Origin of the sequence: Streptomyces sp. 891-h (assembly GCF_022760275.1) — a bacterium.
Lineage (GTDB): Bacteria > Actinomycetota > Actinomycetes > Streptomycetales > Streptomycetaceae > Streptomyces > Streptomyces spirodelae.
In genome coordinates, this window is sequence record NZ_CP050693.1 from 3,777,158 (window position 1) to 3,796,042 (window position 18,885).

The 18,885-nt window shown below is 70.7% G+C and carries 14 protein-coding genes and 2 tRNA genes; 4 read left to right on the forward strand and 12 right to left on the reverse strand.

Translation table 11 applies throughout. The annotated features are described in order from the left end of the window. Positions 1-3: 3 nt before the first annotated feature. The gene (locus HC362_RS16450; protein ID WP_243084710.1) at positions 4-2,124 is read left to right on the forward strand and encodes a regulator; all 2,121 of its coding nucleotides are present in this window, start codon (positions 4-6) and stop codon (positions 2,122-2,124) included. Here HC362_RS16450 and sigJ read toward each other — a convergent pair. Further along, a complete protein-coding gene (gene sigJ / locus HC362_RS16455) occupies positions 2,084-3,148 on the reverse strand; it encodes an RNA polymerase sigma factor SigJ (protein ID WP_243084711.1) in 1,065 nt (354 codons plus the stop codon). The two genes, HC362_RS16450 and sigJ, sit on opposite strands and share 41 nt — an antisense overlap. Before the next feature lie 178 nt (positions 3,149-3,326). Here sigJ and HC362_RS16460 point away from each other — a divergent pair, with 178 nt between their 5' ends. Then, on the forward strand, positions 3,327-3,971 hold the full coding sequence (locus HC362_RS16460; protein WP_243084712.1) for an LUD domain-containing protein: 645 nt from the start codon (positions 3,327-3,329) through the stop codon (positions 3,969-3,971). Between the two features lie 75 nt (positions 3,972-4,046). On the opposite strand, the gene HC362_RS16465 is transcribed toward HC362_RS16460, so the two are convergent. Next, positions 4,047-4,119: transfer RNA gene (locus HC362_RS16465), tRNA-Ala, on the reverse strand. 130 nt (positions 4,120-4,249) lie between these two features. Here HC362_RS16465 and HC362_RS16470 point away from each other — a divergent pair. Both HC362_RS16470 and HC362_RS16475 read left to right on the forward strand, forming a co-directional pair. Next, complete coding sequence (locus tag HC362_RS16470; protein WP_209266036.1) at positions 4,250-4,801, forward strand: helix-turn-helix transcriptional regulator; 552 nt, start codon at positions 4,250-4,252, stop codon at positions 4,799-4,801. A gap of 22 nt (positions 4,802-4,823) precedes the next feature. Continuing rightward, positions 4,824-6,026 (forward strand): serine/threonine-protein kinase, encoded by a 1,203-nt coding sequence (locus HC362_RS16475; protein ID WP_243084713.1) that lies wholly within the window; start codon positions 4,824-4,826, stop codon positions 6,024-6,026. A 47-nt stretch (positions 6,027-6,073) separates the two neighbouring features. On the opposite strand, the gene HC362_RS16480 is transcribed toward HC362_RS16475, so the two are convergent. From HC362_RS16480 to HC362_RS16525, 10 genes are all read right to left on the reverse strand, one after another. Next, positions 6,074-7,519 (reverse strand): hypothetical protein, encoded by a 1,446-nt coding sequence (locus HC362_RS16480; protein ID WP_243084714.1) that lies wholly within the window; start codon positions 7,517-7,519, stop codon positions 6,074-6,076. 41 nt (positions 7,520-7,560) lie between these two features. Next, positions 7,561-9,567: a VWA domain-containing protein gene (locus tag HC362_RS16485; protein WP_243084715.1), complete on the reverse strand. Its 2,007-nt coding sequence runs from the start codon at positions 9,565-9,567 to the stop codon at positions 7,561-7,563. Between the two features lie 204 nt (positions 9,568-9,771). Next, positions 9,772-9,906 carry a DLW-39 family protein gene (locus tag HC362_RS16490; RefSeq protein ID WP_019356762.1) on the reverse strand — a complete coding sequence of 45 codons (135 nt, stop codon included), beginning with the start codon at positions 9,904-9,906 and terminating at the stop codon, positions 9,772-9,774. A 129-nt stretch (positions 9,907-10,035) separates the two neighbouring features. Continuing rightward, on the reverse strand, positions 10,036-11,199 hold the full coding sequence (locus HC362_RS16495) for a YhjD/YihY/BrkB family envelope integrity protein (RefSeq protein WP_243084716.1): 1,164 nt from the start codon (positions 11,197-11,199) through the stop codon (positions 10,036-10,038). A 208-nt stretch (positions 11,200-11,407) separates the two neighbouring features. Further along, positions 11,408-12,304 carry a DUF5707 domain-containing protein gene (locus HC362_RS16500; protein WP_243084717.1) on the reverse strand — a complete coding sequence of 299 codons (897 nt, stop codon included), beginning with the start codon at positions 12,302-12,304 and terminating at the stop codon, positions 11,408-11,410. Between the two features lie 299 nt (positions 12,305-12,603). Continuing rightward, positions 12,604-12,677 (reverse strand) — tRNA-Ile (locus HC362_RS16505). 70 nt (positions 12,678-12,747) lie between these two features. Further along, positions 12,748-13,332, reverse strand: coding sequence for a DUF3566 domain-containing protein (locus tag HC362_RS16510; RefSeq protein ID WP_243084718.1), 585 nt, complete (start codon positions 13,330-13,332; stop codon positions 12,748-12,750). 18 nt (positions 13,333-13,350) lie between these two features. Next, positions 13,351-15,960 carry a DNA gyrase subunit A gene (gene gyrA, locus HC362_RS16515; protein WP_243084719.1) on the reverse strand — a complete coding sequence of 870 codons (2,610 nt, stop codon included), beginning with the start codon at positions 15,958-15,960 and terminating at the stop codon, positions 13,351-13,353. A 91-nt stretch (positions 15,961-16,051) separates the two neighbouring features. After that, entirely contained in the window at positions 16,052-18,115 is a 2,064-nt protein-coding gene (gyrB, locus tag HC362_RS16520; RefSeq protein WP_279240109.1) for a DNA topoisomerase (ATP-hydrolyzing) subunit B, read from the reverse strand. A 262-nt stretch (positions 18,116-18,377) separates the two neighbouring features. Next, positions 18,378-18,860 (reverse strand): DciA family protein, encoded by a 483-nt coding sequence (locus tag HC362_RS16525; protein ID WP_243088638.1) that lies wholly within the window; start codon positions 18,858-18,860, stop codon positions 18,378-18,380. Positions 18,861-18,885: the final 25 nt, after the last annotated feature.

The following is an 18,885-nucleotide window of genomic DNA, read 5'->3' on the forward strand; positions in this document are numbered from 1 at the left end:
CCTGTGCAGCAGCAGAACATCCCTGAGGAGACAACATCCTTCGTCGGCAGGGCGGCCGAGCTTGCACAGCTGACCAAAGCGCTCAGGGAGCAACGGCTGATCACCCTGGTGGGCGGCGCCGGAGTGGGGAAGTCCAGACTCGCGCTGCACGCCCTGCATGCCCTGCACAACCTGTACGCACTGCACAAACCGTCCGGCGAGCACACCCCCCGGCCCCGCCCCGGGGCGGCACCCCGCGAGGAGACCGGAACCCTCTACTGGGCCGACCTGTGGCCGCTGCGCAGCGACGAACTGCTCGCCGCCACCGTCGCCGACGCCCTCGGCATCTTCGACCACAGCCCCCGCATACCGCTGGACGCCCTGTGCGGCTGGGTCGCGGACCGTACCGTGCTCCTGACGCTCGACTCCTGCGAACACCTCGTGCCGTACTGCCGCCACCTCATCGGAGAGCTGCTGACCGCCTGCCCCAACCTCACCGTGCTGGCCACCAGCAGACAGCCGCTGGGTGCCGTACGCGAGGCCGTGCTCCCTGTGCCGCCGCTCGCGCCCGCCACCGAGGGGGTCACCCTCTTCCGGCAGCGCGCCGAAGCCGTCGGCAGACCGCTGCACGCCCTCGCTGACCGGCGGCTGGCCACCCAGCTGTGCACCCGGCTGGACGGGGTGCCGCTCGCACTGGAACTGGCCGCCGCACAGCTGCGCCACCACACGCTGGCCGAGACGGCCGACCGCATCCGCTCCGGACTGGACCTGCCCGACGACCCCGGGGAGCCCGGCCCCTGCGACAACCCCCGCCGCCCCGCCCGGCACAGCGCCGTTCGCACCGCGGTGGGCTGGAGCCACGAGCTGTGCCGCCCCACCGAACGGCTGCTGTGGGCCCGGCTGACCGTCTTCCCCGCCGCCTTCGACGCCGTACTCGCCGAACAGGTCTGCACAGGCGGCCCGTTGACCGGGGAGGAGCTGCGCTCAGCGCTCGCCGGGCTGGTGCACAAGTCCGTCGTGACGGCCGAGGACGAGAGCTACCGGCTGCTGGACACCATCCGCGAGTACGGCCGGATGTGGCTGCGGGAGCTGGGCGAGAGCCACCAGGTCGCGGAGCGGCACGCCGCGGCCGTCGTCGAACTCTCCCGGCAGGCCCGCGCCGAATGGCTCGGCGCGCGCCAGCAGGCGTGGTACGAGCGGATGGAGGAGCTCTACCACGACGTGCGCGAGGCGCTCCGCTTCCTGCTGGACTCCGACCCGGCCGCGGCCCTGGAGCTGGCCGGGAACGTGGCGTTCTTCTGGGTGTGCTGCGGCCACCTCTACGAGACCCACCACTACCTGGAGCTGGCCCTGGCCTGCACCGACGGGCCGGGCCGGGCGCGCACCCAGGGCCTGTGGACGCTGGGGCTGGCCCGGCTGCTGCAAGGGGACCACGAAGCGGGCCGCACCTTCGCCGAACTGACCCGGCAGGCGGCCCTGGCCACCCGGGACGAGGAAGGGCTGTGCCAGGCCGCCTACCTGGAGGGCCTCGCCTCGCTGTTCACCGGACGCCCACTGGCCGCGCTGGCCACGGCCGACGCGGCCCTGCGGGACACCCGTACGGCACCCGGCCCCGCCTTCGGCAGCACACTGTGCCGGCTCATGCGGATCTTCGCGCTCACCGGTGCCGGACGCCTCAAAGAAGCCCGCCGCGAAGCCGGGACCCTGCGCGAGGAGTGCGTGCACCTCGGTGAGTTCTGGACCCGCTCCTACACCGACTACCAGCTCGCCCTGATCGCGCTGTTCGAGAACCGCGCGAGTGCGGCCGGCTCCCACGCACGGGACATGCTCGACGCCAAGCGCCGCATCGGCGACCGCTTCGGCATCGCGCTGGGCCTGGAGCTGCTGGCCACCGCCTGGGCCCAGCAGGGCGAGCCCGAACTCGCCGCGCTCGCCTACGGCGCCGGAGCGCAGCACTGGGAAATGGTCGGGCACCCGCAACGCGGCACCCCCGAGGTGGCGCCCCTGCGCGACGAGGGCCAGGCCAGGGCCCGTACCGAACTCGGCGACACCGCGTACGAGGCACTCTTCCGCAGAGCCCTGCACGCCGACCGCGACCAGGTCCTCACCTGGGCCACCCACCCGGACCCGGAACCCCGCCTGTGACAGGCCCCGCCGGTGAGGCCCGAGGGGGCTTGTCGGTCCCGTCCTCCTCACCCGGCACCTGGGCGAGCTCTCCGCTCCGCGGGGCTCCAGTCGTCCAGTGCCGGAGTTTCTCGGGGTTGCGTATGACCCAGATGTGGGTGATCCGGCCGCCCGCGACCTCGAAGGCGAACACCGTCACGGTGACGGCGTCCTGCTGAACCACCAGGCCCGGCTGACCGTTGACCGTGCGTTCCAGGAACGTCGTGTTGCCCGTCCTCCGGTGGGCGAGCTCGACCCAGGCGTGCGCGATCTGCTCGCCGCCTTCGATGGGGTGCAGGAAGGTGGTGGCCAGGCCGCCGCCGTCGGCGACCGCCGTGGCGTCGGGGTCGAGCAGCCCGATGAGGGCCTCGATGTCCTTGGCTTCCCATGCCTGTTTGAAGTTCCTGACGACATCGGCGCGCTGGGCCGCCGGAGCCGGGGAAGGCCGCGAGGCGCGGATACGGCGGCGGGCCGAGGAGGCCAACTGGCGGCACGCCGCCGGGGTACGGCCCACGATCCGGGCGACTTCGGCGAAGGGATAGCGGAAGACATCGTGCAGGATGAACGCGACGCGCTCGGCCGGGGTCAGCGATTCCAGGACGACCAGGAAGGCCAGGTCGACCGACTCGTCCAGGGTGACCCGGTCGGCGGGGTCGTCCACGGCCGCACCGCCCGGCCGTCCGCCGGCCCACTCCGTACGTTCGGGCAGCGGCTCGGGAACCCATGCGCCCACGTAGGTCTCCCGCCGGGCCCGGGCCGAGGCGAGCAGATTGAGGCAGATACGGCTGGTGACCGTCGTCAGCCAGGCCCCGGGGGAGGCGATGGCGTCCTGCTGCCGCCGTGACATGGCGTACCAGCGGGTGTACGTCTCCTGGACGGCATCCTCGGCCTCGGCCAGGGAGCCCAGCAGCCGGTAGGCGAGATTGATCAGCTGACGCCGCTCGCTCATGATCGCCTCAAGGCCCGGATCGGGCCGCCCCTGTTCCGGCCCGGAATGGTGGGTCATGGTGTCGACGGCTCCCTCGGTCGCAGCTGCGCTCACCCGTTCGACAGGTCCGACAAGACAGCCCGCCCGATTGTGAGGCGGCGGCTTCCCCGCACATGTCGCTCACATTCCGCACGGCTGTCTTGTCGAACAGGAGAGACAGCCACATCGTCCAGCGAACAGGAAGCTCACCGAAACCATGACTGCCCAGCAGACTGCCCCACTGCCGGCCACGCCGGCGTTCGCCGCCCCGGCGCCCGCGCAGGTCCTCGAGCGGACGGCCGCCGCCCTCACCGCACACGGCTTCACCGTGGAGGTCCTCGACGACGCCGCCGCCGCGCGTACCCGCGTCCACGAGCTGATACCCGACGGCACCAGTGTGTTCACCGGGGCCAGCGAGACTCTCCGCCTCTCCGGCATCGACGAGGACATCAACGCCGGTGGGCGGTACCAGGCCGTCAAGCCACGCGTCCTGGCCATGGACCGCGCCACTCAGATGGACGAGATCCGGCGGCTGCTGGCCACTCCCGACGTCGTCGTGGGAAGCGTCGCCGCCGTCACCGAAACCGGCTCCCTCGTGGCGGCCTCGGGCAGCGGAAGCCAACTCCCCAGCTACTCGGGCGGCGCCGGCCGCGCGATCTGGATCGTCGGGGCACAGAAGGTGGTGCCCGACCTGAGCACCGCGCTGCGCCGCGTCGAAGACCACTGCCTCCCGCTGGAAAGCGCCCGCACCCAGGCGGCCCACGGCAGGCCCAGCGCCGTCAACCGCCTTCTCGTCCTCAACGCGGAACCCTTCCCGGGGCGCAGCACCGTCCTGCTGCTCCGCAAAGCCACCGGCTTCTGAACCCGGCCATCGGCGTCACACCCCACAGAGGCCGCCCGACCTGCGTTTCCGTAGGTCGGACGGCCTCTGGTGACGTGGAGCCAAGGGGAGTCGAACCCCTGACATCTGCCATGCAAAGACAGCGCTCTACCAACTGAGCTATGGCCCCGTCGCGCACCAGGGTACCGGCTCCTGCGGGCGAATTCCGACCGGGTATCGCCCCGCCCCTGTCACCGTCCGTAGGATGCACGGCAAGTTCGCGCGAGCGAAGTGAAACAGGGCAGCCCAGGGGAGACGCCATGGACGCAGCAGCACAGGACCCGACAGCGAAGGCGCGCGAGCTCCAGAGTCAGTGGTACGGCGAGCCGTTGGGGACTCTCTTCCGGCGTCTGATCGAGGACCTCGGGCTCAACCAGGCGCGCCTCGCGACGGTGCTCGGACTGTCCGCCCCTATGCTTTCGCAGCTCATGAGCGGGCAGCGGGCAAAGATTGGGAACCCGGCCGTCGTCCAGCGCGTCCAGGCCCTCCAGGAGCTGGCGGCCGAGGTGGCGCGCGGCGATGTCAGCGCGGCCGACGCGACCAGCCGGATGGACGAGATCCGCCGTACAGCGGGCGGCAGCGTACTCCACAACACCACTCAGACGTCGTCCTCCGGCGCCTCCCAGACCCCCGTCAAGCGCGTCGTACGGGAGATCCAGGCCCTGCTGCGCTCCGTCTCGGACGCCGCGGACATCATCGAGGCGTCGAACGCGCTCGCCCCCTCGCACCCGGAGCTGGCAGAGTTCCTCCGGGTCTACGGCGCTGGCCGCACCGCGGACGCCGTCAAGCACTACGAGGCGCATCAGAGCTGAGAGCGGAAGCAGGCGCACCACCATGGGAGAGGTCTTCGCCGGCAGGTACGAGCTGGTCGATCCGATCGGCCGCGGCGGTGTCGGCATGGTCTGGCGCGCCTGGGACCACCGGCGCAAGCGGTACGTGGCCGCCAAGGTGCTGCAGCAGTCCGACGCCCACACCCTGCTGCGCTTCGTCCGCGAGCAGTCCCTGCGCATCGACCATCCGCATGTGCTGGCCCCCACCAGCTGGGCTGCCGACGACGAGAAGGTCCTGTTCACCATGGACCTGGTCAGGGGCGGCTCGCTGGCCCATCTCGTGGGCGACTACGGCCCGTTGCCCCCCACTTTCGTGTGCACCTTGCTCGACCAACTGCTCTCCGGGCTGGCCGCGGTGCACGCCGAGGACGTGGTGCACCGGGACATCAAACCCGCGAACATCCTGCTGGAGCCCACCGGAACCGGCCGGCCGCACCTGCGGCTGTCCGACTTCGGCATCTCCATGCGCAAGGGCGAGCCCCGGCTGACCGAGACCAACTACGTCGTCGGTACGCCCGGCTACTTCGCACCCGAGCAGATGCTGGAGGCCGAGGCCGACTTCCCCTCCGACCTGTACGCGGTCGGACTGGTGGCGCTCTATCTGCTCACCGGGCAGAAGCCGGACGCGCAGGAGCTGTTCGAGCAGTACGAGCACGGCATGCCCGCGGCCCCCGAGGGGGTTCCCGAGCCGCTGTGGCAGGTGCTGGGGCAGCTGCTGCAGCCCGATCCCGGCCTGCGGTTCCGTACCGCTACGGGTGCCCGCAAGGCGCTGGCCGGCGCGGTCGAGCTGCTGGACCGGGACGCGACGGTGGAGCAGGAGACGGTCGAGGTGTTCGACCACCTGGGACCGCTGCCGGAGGGATTCGGCCCCGAGGGACCGCTGGAGGGCGGTACCCCCGCGGGCCCGGCTGCGGCTCCGGTGAGCCCGGCTGCTGCACCTGTGGCGACTGCGGCTGCTGTGGCCCCGGCGACGCCCACCGGGACCTTCCCGCTTCAGCCCCCGGCACCGGCGCCGATGCCGACTCCGACGCCCGTGCAGCCTCAGGTTTACTCGGCGTACCAGCCCATGGCGGAGCCGCCGACTCCGGTTCCGGTACCGGTTGCGGCGCGCAAACCCGGCCCCCCGGCGAAGGTCGCCATACCGATGCTGCTGGTGGCCCTCGCCTGCCTCGCCGCGGGAATCTGGGCCCTCACCGTCACGGCTTAGGCACCCGGAACAGACCCCTCCCCGGAAAAAGCACCGCGGCGCAGCCGCTAGCCGTGGCTGTAGGGAGGGTGCGGGGGCCAACCCTGCGGTGCGGCGGCGGCAGCCGCCCGACGGCGGGCTGTGAGCAGCCACACCGCGAGGACGAGCAACAGCGCGGACCCCGCACCGACTCCGGCCCAGCCGAATATCCGCAGGGTCGCGTTGCTGTCGGCCTCGGCTTCGGTCAGCCCCTTTTCGGCCATTTCGCGGTCCTGGTCGTCGACCCCGAACCCGGCGGCCCTGGCGTCACCGTCGTACGAGGGTGACGCCTTCGCGTGGCCCTCGACGCCGATCCGCAGCGTGACGGGCGTGCCGTCGGGGAACTGCTGGACCATGTCCGGGCCGACGGTGACGGCCACGTAGTACCAGCCGGCGAAGCGGGTGCCGGAGACCGAGTCCCTGTCGAGGAAGCGGTTCTCGTAGCGGACGGGGTTGCTGTAGCGGTCGAACTCGGCGCCGTCCCCGTTGTAGCTCTTGACCTCCTCGTCGTAGAGCGGCGCCCGCGCCGGGTTGTAGACGTTCATCCGGAAGCCGTGCGGCAGGAAGGAGCTGCCGGTCTTGGCCTCGCGCGCAGCGTTGGGCACCTCCATGCGCGCGTACAGCCGCTGGCCCCAGTCCACCGGCACCCGGAAGTAGCGCGTCTCGCCCGGCCGGAGTCGGTCTTTCCAGACGCCGTCGCCGACAGCTCGCGCGTCGTTGAAGCCGGTGCCGCCCTTGCGGGTCTTCGCGGGGCCCGAGGGCGGCGCGGGACGGGTGTTGTTCTCGTCGGTCTCCTCCTCGGTGCCCGGGCGGGGCGCGGGGATGCCGCCCTTGAGACCGGGCTCCTCCATCACCGACAGCTCCAGCGGCCAGGAGCTGGGGTCGGAGTTGTCGCCCTCTTCGCGGACGACGTGCACCAGGTAGGGCCCCTTGACGCGGCAGGCCTCGTCGTCGGGGTCGCCCATCAGTCGGGAGGCGTGGGCGGAGAGCGGGAAGGCGGTGTCGCCGCTGCCCTTGGTGTCGCCCCGGCCGCAGGTGTCGCCGTCGGTGTTCTGCAGCGTCACCTGGAGGCCGTCCTGGTAGGTGATCCTGGTGCCGGGGTCCGGGACCCCGGTAGCGGTGATGTGTACGTCCGACCTGGCGTCCAGGTCGAGCGCGTAGTACTTCTCCTCGCCCGGCTTGATCCGGTCGGTGAACAGTCCGGATGTCAGTTCGGGCGCGTCCGCGCTGCTGGAGCTGCCGGTGACCTTCTCCGCGTCCTCGGCCGTCCGGTAGGTGCGCGGGTCGCCCGACGGCCCGCCGTTCGCCGCCCAGGCGCCCGGTGCGCAGGTGCCCAGTGCCACGGCGGTCGCGCACAGGGCGGCCGCCACCGCGGCGGCGCGCCTCCTGAACCGGTGGTCGAGCCCGGTCGCACCGGTCGCACAGGTCGTACTGGCCGCACTGGCCGCACTGGCCGCACCGGTCGTGCTGGTCACTTCAGTCGCTCCAGCCTCACCAGCCGCCCCCGTAACCCCTGTCACCACGTGCCACCCCTCGTCGCGTTCACGCTCCGGACCCTGGCACGGCGCCGCACCGCGTACCAGGCCCCTCCTGCCACCAGCAGCACCGCGGCGGCCCCACCGCCGGCCAGTACGGCCGGGTGCGGGCCGGTGCCCGCCGCCTGCTGCCCGTTCGCGTCACCGTCACCGCCGCCGGTGCCGTCGCCGTCGGCCGCGCCGCCACCGTCCCGCGCGGCGGCCGCGTCGGCGAACGGCGCGTCGTGCTCGGGCCCCTGCTTCGCCCGGCCCTTGACGCCGACGCGAAGGACGACACGGACCGCGGCGTTCTCGGCGATCCGGGCGGCTCCGGAGCCCAGCGTGACGGCGATGTAGTAGTCGCCGGCCCGCCGTACGGGCCGCACGGCTGCCGACGGCTCCGCGCGGTTCTTCCAGGAGACGGGAACCGTACCGTGCGACACCTTGACCGGGTCACCCCGGTAGGGCCGCCGCGGGGAGAACTCCGGCCCGTCCGTGACCGGCAGCCGCCCGGGCGCGTACGTCTGGGTCCGTACGTAGGAGAAGGGGCTGCCGCCCTGCTGCCGCTTGGGCTCGTTGGCGAACTCCACGTCGTAGCGGAGCTGTTGGTTCCACCCCACCGGCACCCGGTACCAGCGGGTCTGGGCGGGCACCAGGGTGTCCCGCCAGACGCCCTCGCGCAGCTTCCTCGCGTCGTTGAAGCCGGTACCGCCCTCGATGTCCCTGGGCGTTCCGGTGGGCAGGGTGGCGTCCCTGCCATTGTCCCGGTACCCCGTCTCGGCGCGGGCCGGGGAGGTGCCGTGCGGCAGCGGACGCTCGGCGCCCAGCCGCAGCTCCACGGGCCAGCGTGCCCGGTCGGAGTCCTCGTCGGAGTCGCGGCTCAGCTCGAAGGTGAACAGCCCCGGCTTGTCGCAGTCGAGGACGCCGTCCTCGCTCGGGACACGGCTGACGGCCGCGGTGACCGGGGTGCCGCCCTCGCTCTGCTGGAACCAGGCGCGGTCGTGGCCGCACCTGCTGCCGTGCGGACTGCGCATCGTCAGCTTCAGCCCGTCCAGACCGGCCACACGCGCGCCCGGCTGCGGCACGCCGGTGGCGGCGAAGTCCGCGGTCCGCGCGCCGGACCCGCCGTCGAGCCGGGCGGCGTACCAGCGCGTCTCGCCGGGCCCGATGGTGTCCAGGTACTGACCGCCGAGGCGCAGCGTGGGCGCATCGGCCGAGGAGTGCGCGCCGGTGACACGCTTGCCCCGGAGGCGGTAGCCGTCCGCGGACTGCCGTCCGGCGCGCTCCAGTTCGCGGGCCAGGTCCTCGGCCTCGGGTGCGTCGTAGTACTCGCCGTGCCCGGCCCGCGCGATGCACTCCAGCTGCTTGCGTGCCTTGCCCTCGACCTGGAAGCCGATGGCGTCGATCCGCAGGTCGAGGCCGTCCTTGGACAGCTCCTCGGCGACCTCGCAGGGATCGGGCGTCCCGCAGGTGTCCTCGCCGTCGGAGACCAGCACGATGGTGCGGCGGCCCGGTGCGCTCTTCGACGCAGGGGGCAGGTCCGCTGCGGCCTTCTCGAGCGCGTGGCCGATGGGCGTCTCCCCCCTGGGCCGCACCTGGGCCACCGCCTTCTTGATGCCGGCCCGGTCCAGTGCGCCGACCGGTTGGACGAGCCGGGTGTCGGTGCAGCTGTCGGCCTTGTCGGCGCCGTAGACGCGCAGCCCGGTCGGGTAGGCGTCGGGCAGGCTGTCGACGAGCGTGCCGACCGCCTTGCGCGCGGACTGCATCCGGCTCCTTCCGGAGCCGTCCTTGTCGGCCATGGAGCCGGAGGAGTCCAGCACGATCTCCAGCGAGTTGCGGACGAGCGCTTCTTTGCCGGAGGCGGCATGTGCGGCTGGCGCGGCATGTGCGGCTGGCACGGCTGGCACGGCTGGCGCGGATTGCGCGGCCCCGGTGAGCGGCCCGGCGAGGAAGGCCAGCAGCGCTCCTCCGGTCACTCCCCGGGCGAGCCGGCTTCGCTCTGGTCGCATGTCCTTCGTCCCCCTTGGCCCCTCGGATCTCCCGCAGCTTTGCGAGAGCACCGTAAATCTTTGCAGGAGCAAGCGGCAAGGGGGTGAGTGTCACGGTACAGAAACAGCAGGCGGCTTCCAATTTCCCCTGGACAAAGGGCCGGACACGACGGAGGCCCCGGCCGCCAGAAGCGGCCAGGGCCTCACGTTCACCGTTCGCTGGGGTTACACACCCGAACCTGCGGGCACGGAGTCGGTCGCCTCCGTCCACAGATCCTGCTCGGCGCGGTCCGCCTGGATCTGGCGGTACACGAGGAGACCGCCGATGGCGGCCAGTGCGACCAGGAAAAGCTTCTTCACCGCGCTACCTCGTCCTTCTTAGACATTGGGACCTCTCTGGCGGCCGATGATACCCAACAGCCTCCCCGAACAGCCGGGTCGGCCCGACGGCGCCCCGACGTGCCGCCGGGGCCCCGGCCGGCCGCCTCCTCACGCGGTCCGGGAGCGCTTCTTCCGCTTCGTCCTGGAGCGCTCCTCCAACTGGATCTCCCGCTCGGCACCCGGCACCCCTTCGGCCAGCTCCCGGGCCCGTTCCCGCTCGGAGTTGAACTCGGCGCCCAGGACTATGGCCAGGTTGGTGAGCCACAGCCACACCAGGAAGACCACGACGCCGCCCAGCGCCCCGTACGTCTTGTTGTACGACCCGAAGTTCGCCACGTAGAACGCGAACCCCACCGAGGCGATCAGCCAGACCACCAGCGCCAGTACGGCGCCCGGCAGCACCGAGGCGAAGCCGCGCAGCCGCGCATTGGGCGAGGCGTAGTACAGCACCGCGATGATCAGGATGACGACCAGCACCATCACCGGCCATTTGGCCCAGTCCCACGCCGTCACCGCCGCGTCCCCCAGACCGAGCGCGTTCCCGGCCTTCTTCGCCAGCGGACCGCTGACCACCAGCCCGACCAGCACCAGCGCCTGGAGCAGCACCGCGATCAGCGTCACCAGGAGCTGCACGGGGCGCAGCTGGAAGACGGAGCGGCCCTCCTCCACCTCGTAGACGACGTTCGAGGCGCGGATGAAGGCGCCCACGTATCCCGAGGCCGTCCACAGTGCGCCCAGCACGCCGACGATCAGCATCGCGGTGGGGGTTCCGGAGCCGGACGCCATGGACTCGATCGGCTTCTTGAACGTGTCCACGGCGGATGCCGGGCCGATCGAACTGACCAGGTCGTTGAGGGTGTCGATGATCTTCTGCCGGCTCATCACCAGACTGACCAGCGAGATCAGCGCGATCAGCGCCGGGAAGATCGACAGTACCGAGTAGTAGGTGAGCGCGGCGGCCGAGTCCGAGAGGTTGTCCTCCTTGAACTCGGTCAGGGTGCGCTTGAACGTCTGGCCCAGCGTCCCGCTGCGCGGGTGTGGCGGCCCTTCCGGGCGCCGCCCGGACGTCTTCTCCCGCTCGGGATCCCACGCACCCGCACGCTCCGTCCCCGGCTCCGGCCCTGGCTCACCCTCCGGCCTCGGCCCGGGCTGGGGCTCCGTCCTGGGCCGGGGCTCACGCTCGTGCTCGGGCTTGTGCTCGTGCTCGGGTTTGTGCTCAGGCTCGTGTTCAGGCCCGTTCTCGGACCGGTGGCCGGGATCGGGACTGGTCATCGCAGCACTCCGCTCGCCGAGGAAGCGCCGGCCGGCGCCGACGGTCAGGTCGCGCTACCGGTACCAGGGCCCGCGGCGGCGCAAACGTCGGCGCCGCCGCCGGGGCCCCTGGGGCGGGCCGACGGCTCGACGGCCGACCGCTCGACGGCCGACGGCTCGCCTCGCCGCACGGCCCGCCCCCTCACTCCCTCATCCCCCCGGGCGCCGCTCAGCGGACGTCGACGCAGTCGCCCTTCGAGGTGACCGACGGCGTGGTCGAGGTGCCGGCGAAGGAGTAGCGCCAGCAGGTGTCCTTGCCCGCGGTACGGGTGGTCTTGACCTTCCCGGCGGACGAACCGCTGCCGGTGGTGTACGACTTGAGCGTCGCGTAGCTGCCACCGCTCATCGGACGGGACTGCAGCTTCACCGTCTGCTTTGTGTAGCCCGCGTACTTGGAGGTGTCCCAGTTGGCCCGGGAGAGGTAGCCGGAGATGGTGATCGTCCGGCCCTTCTTCACCGGCTCCGGGGAAGCGTTCACGGTGAGCTTGGAGTAGCGCTTCATCGCGAAGGTCTTCGCGACGTCCCGGTCGACCCAGTCCGCGTCGTTGCCCTGCGCGACGACGGAGACCTTCCAGGTGCCCGCGGCCGCGTTGAACAGATCCACCTGCGGGTCGATGGTGAAGGTCTGCTTGCAGGTGGCGGTGGTGGCCGAGGTGACCGTGCAGGTGGCCTCGGCCTCGTTCGCCAGGACACCGGTGTCGATGTCGTCCACGCTCGAACCGTGCCACAGCACGGAGTCGGACCAGGCGACACCGGAGTCGTCGGTCACCTTGTAGGAGACCGTCACCGTCTTGGTCTTGGTGGTGCCCAGCACCACGTCCTTGCCTGAGTTGACGACGACGCCGGAGACGGTCGTGTCGCCGTAGCCGTCGTCGGGCGCGGTGGCGCGCATCCCGAACGGGGCGGCCTCACGCTGCGTGGAGACGGCCTTGCGTACATCGGCGTCGTGGGCGGCGCTGACAGCCGCCCCGGCGTCCTTCGCCGGGGCTTCGGCCGCGAGGGCGGCCGGTATCGCGAGAGCGGACAGAGCCAGGGCACCGCTCACGGCGGCGGCAGTGGCACGCATACGCATGTGTTCCCCAAGTGGAGAAGGGGCCCCGCGAGCCGGCTGCTCGTGGAAGGGGCCAAGTTTCGAAGGAGTCTGTTGACTCGGGGAAAGAGATCCCCGAAAGGGCCAGAAGGTTGCACGACAGTCGAGAAAGAGAGCTCTTTGCGGACAAGGACCCTTTTGTCCCCGATCAGCAGTCCGCCGCTCTCGCCGCCCCGCTACCCGCACCCACCGTCACCGGGGACCACCCACGGCACGCGGAAGGCCCGGCCCCTCTTCCGAGGGGCCGGGCCTTCCGTGCCGGCGTTCCGCCACTGTGCGGCTACCAGGACTTGAACCTGGGGCCTCTTCCTTATCAGGGAAGCGCTCTAACCGTCTGAGCTATAGCCGCGCGCTGCACAGAAAGGTTAGCGCACTTCAGCCGTGGTCCCAAATCGGTTCCGTACGGGCCGGGGGCCGGGCTACTCGTCCTCCGCCAAGGTCAGCTCGACCCCGCCGACGAAGCCCGCCGAGAGGTTGTAGATGAAGGCGCCCAGGGTGGCCAGCGCGGTGGCCAGGACGACGTTGATCACGGCGATGAGCGAGGTGAAGAGCAGGACGCGGGGCAGCGAGAGGAACGTCTCCAGGTCGAAGCCGCCGTTGCCCTCGGCGCTGGTGGCCTCGCTGACGGTGCCGCCGAGGGTGGAGAAGACGCCCATCGCGTCCATCACCATCCACAGCACGGCGACCGCCACGATGGTGCACAGCCCCAGCGCCACGGCCAGCAGGAAGCTGACCTTCATCACCGACCACGGGTCGGCCTTCGCCACCCGCAGCCGGGCCTTACGGGTCCGCGGCACCGTGCGGGCCCCGGTACGGGGCTTGCGTACGGTGCCCGCTCCCGGCTGCTCCGGCCGGCCGCCCGCAGCCGCCTGCCGGTCCCCGTCCGGGGACGGATACGCCTGCGGCGGCCGGTGCGGCTGCTGCTCGGTCTGCGGCTGGGCCGGGGACGGGGGCTTCGCCTGCGGCTGCGGCTGAGCCTTCGGCTGCGGCTGAGCACCACTCACGCCCTGCTCCTAGTTGTCCTAGTCGTCGTCCGGGTCGGGCGCGTCCTGCTCCCCCACGTCAGGGGTACCCGCCGCGGCCTCCACTTCCTCGGCCTCCCGACCGGCTTCGGCGTTCCGTGCGACGCCGACAACCGCGTCCTTCTTGCCCAGGTTGATCAGTTGGACGCCCATGGTGTCACGGCCGGTCTCCCGCACCTCGTTGACCCGCGTACGGATCACACCGCCGCTGAGCGTGATGGCGAGGATCTCGTCCGTCTCCTCGACCACCAGCGCACCGACCAGTGAGCCCCGGTCCTCCACGATCTTGGCGGCCTTGATACCGAGGCCGCCGCGGCCCTGGACCCGGTAGTCGTCCACGTTGGTCCGCTTCGCGTACCCGCCATCGGTCGCCGTGAACACGAACGTACCCGCCCGCACGACATTCATCGAGAGCAGTTCGTCGTCCTCGCGGAAACTCATCCCCTTGACACCGGAGGTGGCCCGGCCCATGGGACGCAGCGCCTCGTCGGTCGCGGTGAAGCGGATCGACTGGGCCTTCTTGCTGACCAGCAGCAGGTCGTCGTCGGGAGAGACCAACTCGGCGCCGATCAGCTCGTCGTCGCGGCCGTCCTCCATCTCGCGGAGGTTGATCGCGATGACGCCGCCGGAGCGGGGCGAGTCGTAGTCCTTGAGCGGGGTCTTCTTGACCAGGCCCGACTTGGTGGCCAGCACCAGGTAGGGCGCTGCCTCGTAGTCCCGGATGGCGAGGATCTCGGCGATCTGCTCGTCCGGCTGGAAGGCGAGCAGATTGGCCACGTGCTGGCCCCGCGCGTCCCGCCCCGCGTCGGGCAGCTCGTAGGCCTTGGCCCGGTAGACACGGCCCTTGTTGGTGAAGAACAGCAGCCAGTGGTGGGTGGTGGAGACGAAGAAGTGGTCGACGATGTCGTCTTCCTTCAGCTTCGTCCCGCGCACGCCCTTGCCGCCGCGCTTCTGGGCGCGGTAGTCGTCCGTCTTGGTGCGCTTGACGTAGCCGCCACGGGTGATCGTGACGACGATGTCCTCCTCGGCGATCAGGTCCTCGATGGACATGTCGCCCTCGAAGGGGATCAGCTTGCTACGCCGGTCGTCGCCGAACTTGTCGACGATCGCGCGCAGCTCCTCGCCGATGATCTGCCGCTGCTTCTCGGGCGAGGCGAGGATCGCGTTGTACTCGTTGATCTTCGCCTGGAGCTCGTCGTGCTCGGCGGTGATCTTCTGCCGCTCCAGCGCGGCCAGCCGGCGCAGCTGCATCTCCAGGATCGCGTTGGCCTGGATCTCGTCGATCGTCAGCAGCCCCATCAGGCCCTCGCGGGCCACATCGACGGTCTCACTGCGCCGGATCAGCGCGATGACCTCGTCGATCGCGTCCAGCGCCTTGAGCAGACCGCGCAGGATGTGGGCACGCTCCTCGGCCTTGCGCAGCCGGAAGCGGGTGCGGCGCACGATCACGTCGATCTGGTGTGCGACCCAGTGCCGGATGAAGGCGTCCAGCGACAGGGTCCGCGGCACACCCTCGACCAGCGCCAGCATGTTGGCGCCGAAGTTGGTCTGCAGATCGGTGTGCTTGTAGAGGTTGTTGAGGACGACCTTGGCGACCGCGTCCCGCTTCAGGACGATGACCAGGCGCTGGCCGGTCCGCGAGGACGTCTCGTCGCGGACGTCCGCGATACCGCCGATCCGGCCGTCCTTGACCAGGTCGGCGATCTTCAACGCGAGGTTGTCCGGGTTGACCTGGAAGGGCAGCTCGGTGACGACCAGGCACTGGCGGCCCTGGATCTCCTCGACCTCCACCACGGCCCGCATGGTGATCGAGCCGCGCCCGGTGCGGTACGCCTCCTCGATGCCCTTGCGGCCCACCACCAGTGCGCCGCTGGGGAAGTCCGGACCCTTGATCCGCTCCATGAGGGCTTCCAGCAGCTCCTCGTTGGAGGCTTCCGGGTGGTCGAGGTACCACTGGGCACCCGCGGCGACCTCGCGCAGGTTGTGCGGCGGGATGTTGGTCGCCATGCCGACCGCGATCCCGGCCGAGCCGTTGATCAGCAGATTGGGGAAGCGCGCCGGCAGAACCGTCGGCTCCTGGTTGCGGCCGTCGTAGTTGTCCTGGAAATCGACGGTCTCCTCGTCGATGTCCCGGAGCATCTCCATGGCCAGCGGCGCCATCTTGCACTCGGTGTACCGCATGGCCGCGGCCGGGTCGTTGCCGGGCGAGCCGAAGTTGCCGTTGGAGTCGACCAGCGGCATCCGCATCGACCAGGGCTGCGCCAGCCGCACCAGCGCGTCGTAGATCGAGGTGTCACCGTGCGGGTGGTAGGTGCCCATCACGTCGCCCACGACGCGGGCGCACTTGTAGTAGCCCTTCTCGGGGCGGTACCCGCCGTCGTACATCGCGTACAGCACCCGGCGGTGCACCGGCTTGAGGCCGTCGCGGATGTCGGGCAGCGCGCGGCTCACGATCACGCTCATCGCGTAGTCGAGGTACGAGCGCTGCATCTCCGTCTCGAGGCTGACGGGCTCGACGCGCGCACCCGCCTCGGTGTCCACCAGCGCGCTGTCGGGCGCCGGGGCGTTGTCGGGCGTCGGCTCCGGGGTGGTGGGGGTCTCGTCGGCCATGGTTAAAGATCAAGTCCTTCTCTGTGTGCGGCGCTTCGCGGTCCTGGTCGCTGCAAGGTCCTGGTCCGGGAACGGCAACCAGGGGCCGACGTCAGATGTCCAGGAACCGGACATCCTTCGCGTTGCGCTGGATGAACGAGCGGCGGGCCTCGACGTCCTCACCCATCAGGATGGAGAACAGGTCATCGGCGGCGGCCGCGTCGTCCAGCGTCACCTGGCGCAGGACGCGGTGCTCGATGTCCATGGTGGTGGTACGCAGCTCGTCCGCGTTCATCTCACCCAGACCCTTGAAGCGCTGCACCGAGTCGTCCCTGATGCGCTTGCCCTGCTCGCGGCCGAGCTGGATGAGGCTGTCGCGCTCGGGGTCGGAGTAGGCGTACTGGAACTCGTCCCGGCTCCACTTGATCTTGTACAGCGGCGGCTGCGACAGGAAGACGTGACCGGCCTCCACCAGCGGCCGCATGAAGCGGAAGAGCAGGGTCAGCAGCAGGGTGTTGATGTGCTGGCCGTCGACATCGGCGTCCGCCATCAGGATGATCTTGTGATAGCGGAGCTTCTCGATGTCGAAGTCCTCGTGCACACCGGTGCCGAAAGCCGAGATCAGCGCCTGCACCTCGGCGTTCTGCAGGACCTTGTCGATCCGCGCCTTCTCCACGTTCAGAATCTTGCCGCGGATCGGCAGGATGGCCTGGTACTCCGGGTCACGGCCCGACTTGGCCGAGCCGCCCGCGGAGTCGCCCTCCACGATGAAGATCTCGCACTTGGCCGGGTCGTTGGACTGGCAGTCCGAGAGCTTGCCCGGCAGCGACGCCGTCTCCAGCAGCCCCTTGCGGCGCGTCAGATCCCGCGCCTTGCGGGCCGCGACCCGCGCCGTGGCCGCCTGGATGCCCTTGCGGACGATGTCGGCGGCCTCGTTCGGGTTCCGGTCGAGCCAGTCGGTCAGATGCTCGTGGACGATCTTCTGGACGAAGGTCTTCGCCTCCGTGTTGCCCAGCTTCGTCTTCGTCTGCCCCTCGAACTGCGGCTCGCCCAGCTTGACGGAGATGATCGCGGTCAGACCCTCGCGGATGTCCTCACCCGTGAGGTTGTCGTCCTTCTCGCGCAGCAGCTTGCGGTCCCGCGCGTACCGGTTGATCAGACCCGTCAGCGCGGCCCTGAAGCCCTCCTCGTGGGTACCGCCCTCGTGGGTGTGGATCGTGTTGGCGAAGGAGTAGACCCCCTCGCTGTACTGGCTGTTCCACTGCATCGCCACCTCGACCGAGAGCATCCGCTCAGTGTCCTCGGCCTCGAAGGAGATGACGGTGTCGTGGACCAGCTCGCCCTTGCGCGAGTTGAGATAGCGGACGAAGTCCGCGATACCGCCCTCGTAGTGGTACCGGACGGTGTTGGGCCTGCCGTCCTCGTCGACGTGCCCCTCGCGCTCGTCCGTCAGCGAGATGGTCAGCCCCTTGTTGAGGAAGGCCATCTCCTGGAAGCGCCGCGAGAGCGTCTCGAAGGAGTAGTCCGTCGTCTCGAAGATGTCGCTGTCGGCCCAGAACGTGACCGTGGTACCCGTCTCGTCCGTGGCCTCGTTCTGCGACAGCGGGGCCGTGGGCGCGCCCAGCTTGTAGTCCTGCGTCCAGCGGTAGCCGTCGGTCTTGACCTCGACGGCGACCTTGGTGGACAGCGCGTTCACCACGGAGACGCCGACGCCGTGCAGACCGCCGGAGACCGCGTAACCGCCGCCGCCGAACTTGCCGCCCGCGTGCAGCACGGTGAGCACGACCTCGACGGCCGGCTTCCCCTCGGACGGGATGATGCCCACCGGGATACCGCGCCCGTTGTCGGTGACCCGGACGCCGCCGTCGGCGAGCAGCACCACATCGATGGTGTCCGCGTGCCCGGCGAGCGCCTCGTCGACGGAGTTGTCCACCACCTCGTACACCAGGTGATGAAGACCACGCTCACCGGTCGACCCGATGTACATGCCGGGCCGTTTGCGAACCGCGTCCAGCCCCTCCAGGACAGTGATCGCGCTCGCGTCGTACGACGGCACCTCGGCGTCGCCTGTCGGGACGGGAGTGGGGGTTTCCTCCGCGGACTGCGGCGGAGTCGTCTTGTCGTTCTCGTTGAGATCGCCGGAATCGGCCACGAAGCGCCCTTTCTGGCACAGCACAGGCCGTCTCCAGGGCAAGGCGGAGCGGCTGCGTCGTTCGACATGTTCCGCAACGGTGCGGTAGTCCCCCAGTGTACCGGTGGCTGCGACAGGAGTGGGGGTTTGCCGGTGCCTGAGTCCACATGTGGCGCCCTGAACTGGAGCCGTTCGACTCCCCATATCTGGACCGGGGGGCCAAGAGCTTCACAGTGGCACTGAGAGCTTCGATCCGTCTCCGGCTGTCCCGGGCCGCATACACACGGCGACCGAAGGCCCCCGGACCTCACCCGTACGTGTCTCCCGGCCCCCTGCTGCCGGGCGCCCGCAGCGGCCCGTACCCCTTGCGCGGAGCCTCGGGACCCCGCACTTTGATCATCCGTACGGTGCCCTGGCCCAGGTCCTCGTTCAGCCGCGCCACCAGCCGCGGCGCCAGCAGCCGCAGCTGCGTCGCCCACGCCGTCGAGTCGCACCGCACCAGCAGCGTGCGTTCCTCCTCGTCGTACCGCTGCGGCTCGCAGTGCTGCGCCACCTCCGGGCCCACCAGCTGCGGCCAGCGCCCCATCACACCGCCGACCGCCGCCGGTGTCTCCCAGCCGCGCTCCGCGATCAGCCTGCTGACGGCGGCCCCCAACGGCAGCGGATCGCGCCCGTCCCGCCGGGCACCCGAGCGCAGCCCGCCGCCCCGGCGGGCCTGCCGCCGCTGCTGCGCCTCGTCTCCCCGTGCTCGGGCCTGCGCCCTGGCGGCCCGCAGCGCCACCCGGGCCAGGTCGACACCGCTGGCCGCGGGCGGC

Bases quoted from the DNA above. Each gene is read 5' to 3' on its own strand.
- HC362_RS16475 (WP_243084713.1), top strand. From the start codon at position 4,824: ATGGGAGAGGTCTTCGCCGGCAGGTACGAGCTGGTCGATCCGATCGGC.
- HC362_RS16460 (WP_243084712.1), top strand. From the start codon at position 3,327: ATGACTGCCCAGCAGACTGCCCCACTGCCGGCCACGCCGGCGTTCGCC.
- HC362_RS16500 (WP_243084717.1), bottom strand. From the start codon at position 12,304: ATGCGTGCCACTGCCGCCGCCGTGAGCGGTGCCCTGGCTCTGTCCGCT.
- gyrA (WP_243084719.1), bottom strand. From the start codon at position 15,960: ATGGCCGACGAGACCCCCACCACCCCGGAGCCGACGCCCGACAACGCC.
- HC362_RS16485 (WP_243084715.1), bottom strand. From the start codon at position 9,567: ATGCGACCAGAGCGAAGCCGGCTCGCCCGGGGAGTGACCGGAGGAGCG.
- sigJ (WP_243084711.1), bottom strand. From the start codon at position 3,148: ATGACCCACCATTCCGGGCCGGAACAGGGGCGGCCCGATCCGGGCCTT.
- HC362_RS16495 (WP_243084716.1), bottom strand. From the start codon at position 11,199: ATGACCAGTCCCGATCCCGGCCACCGGTCCGAGAACGGGCCTGAACAC.
- HC362_RS16470 (WP_209266036.1), top strand. From the start codon at position 4,250: ATGGACGCAGCAGCACAGGACCCGACAGCGAAGGCGCGCGAGCTCCAG.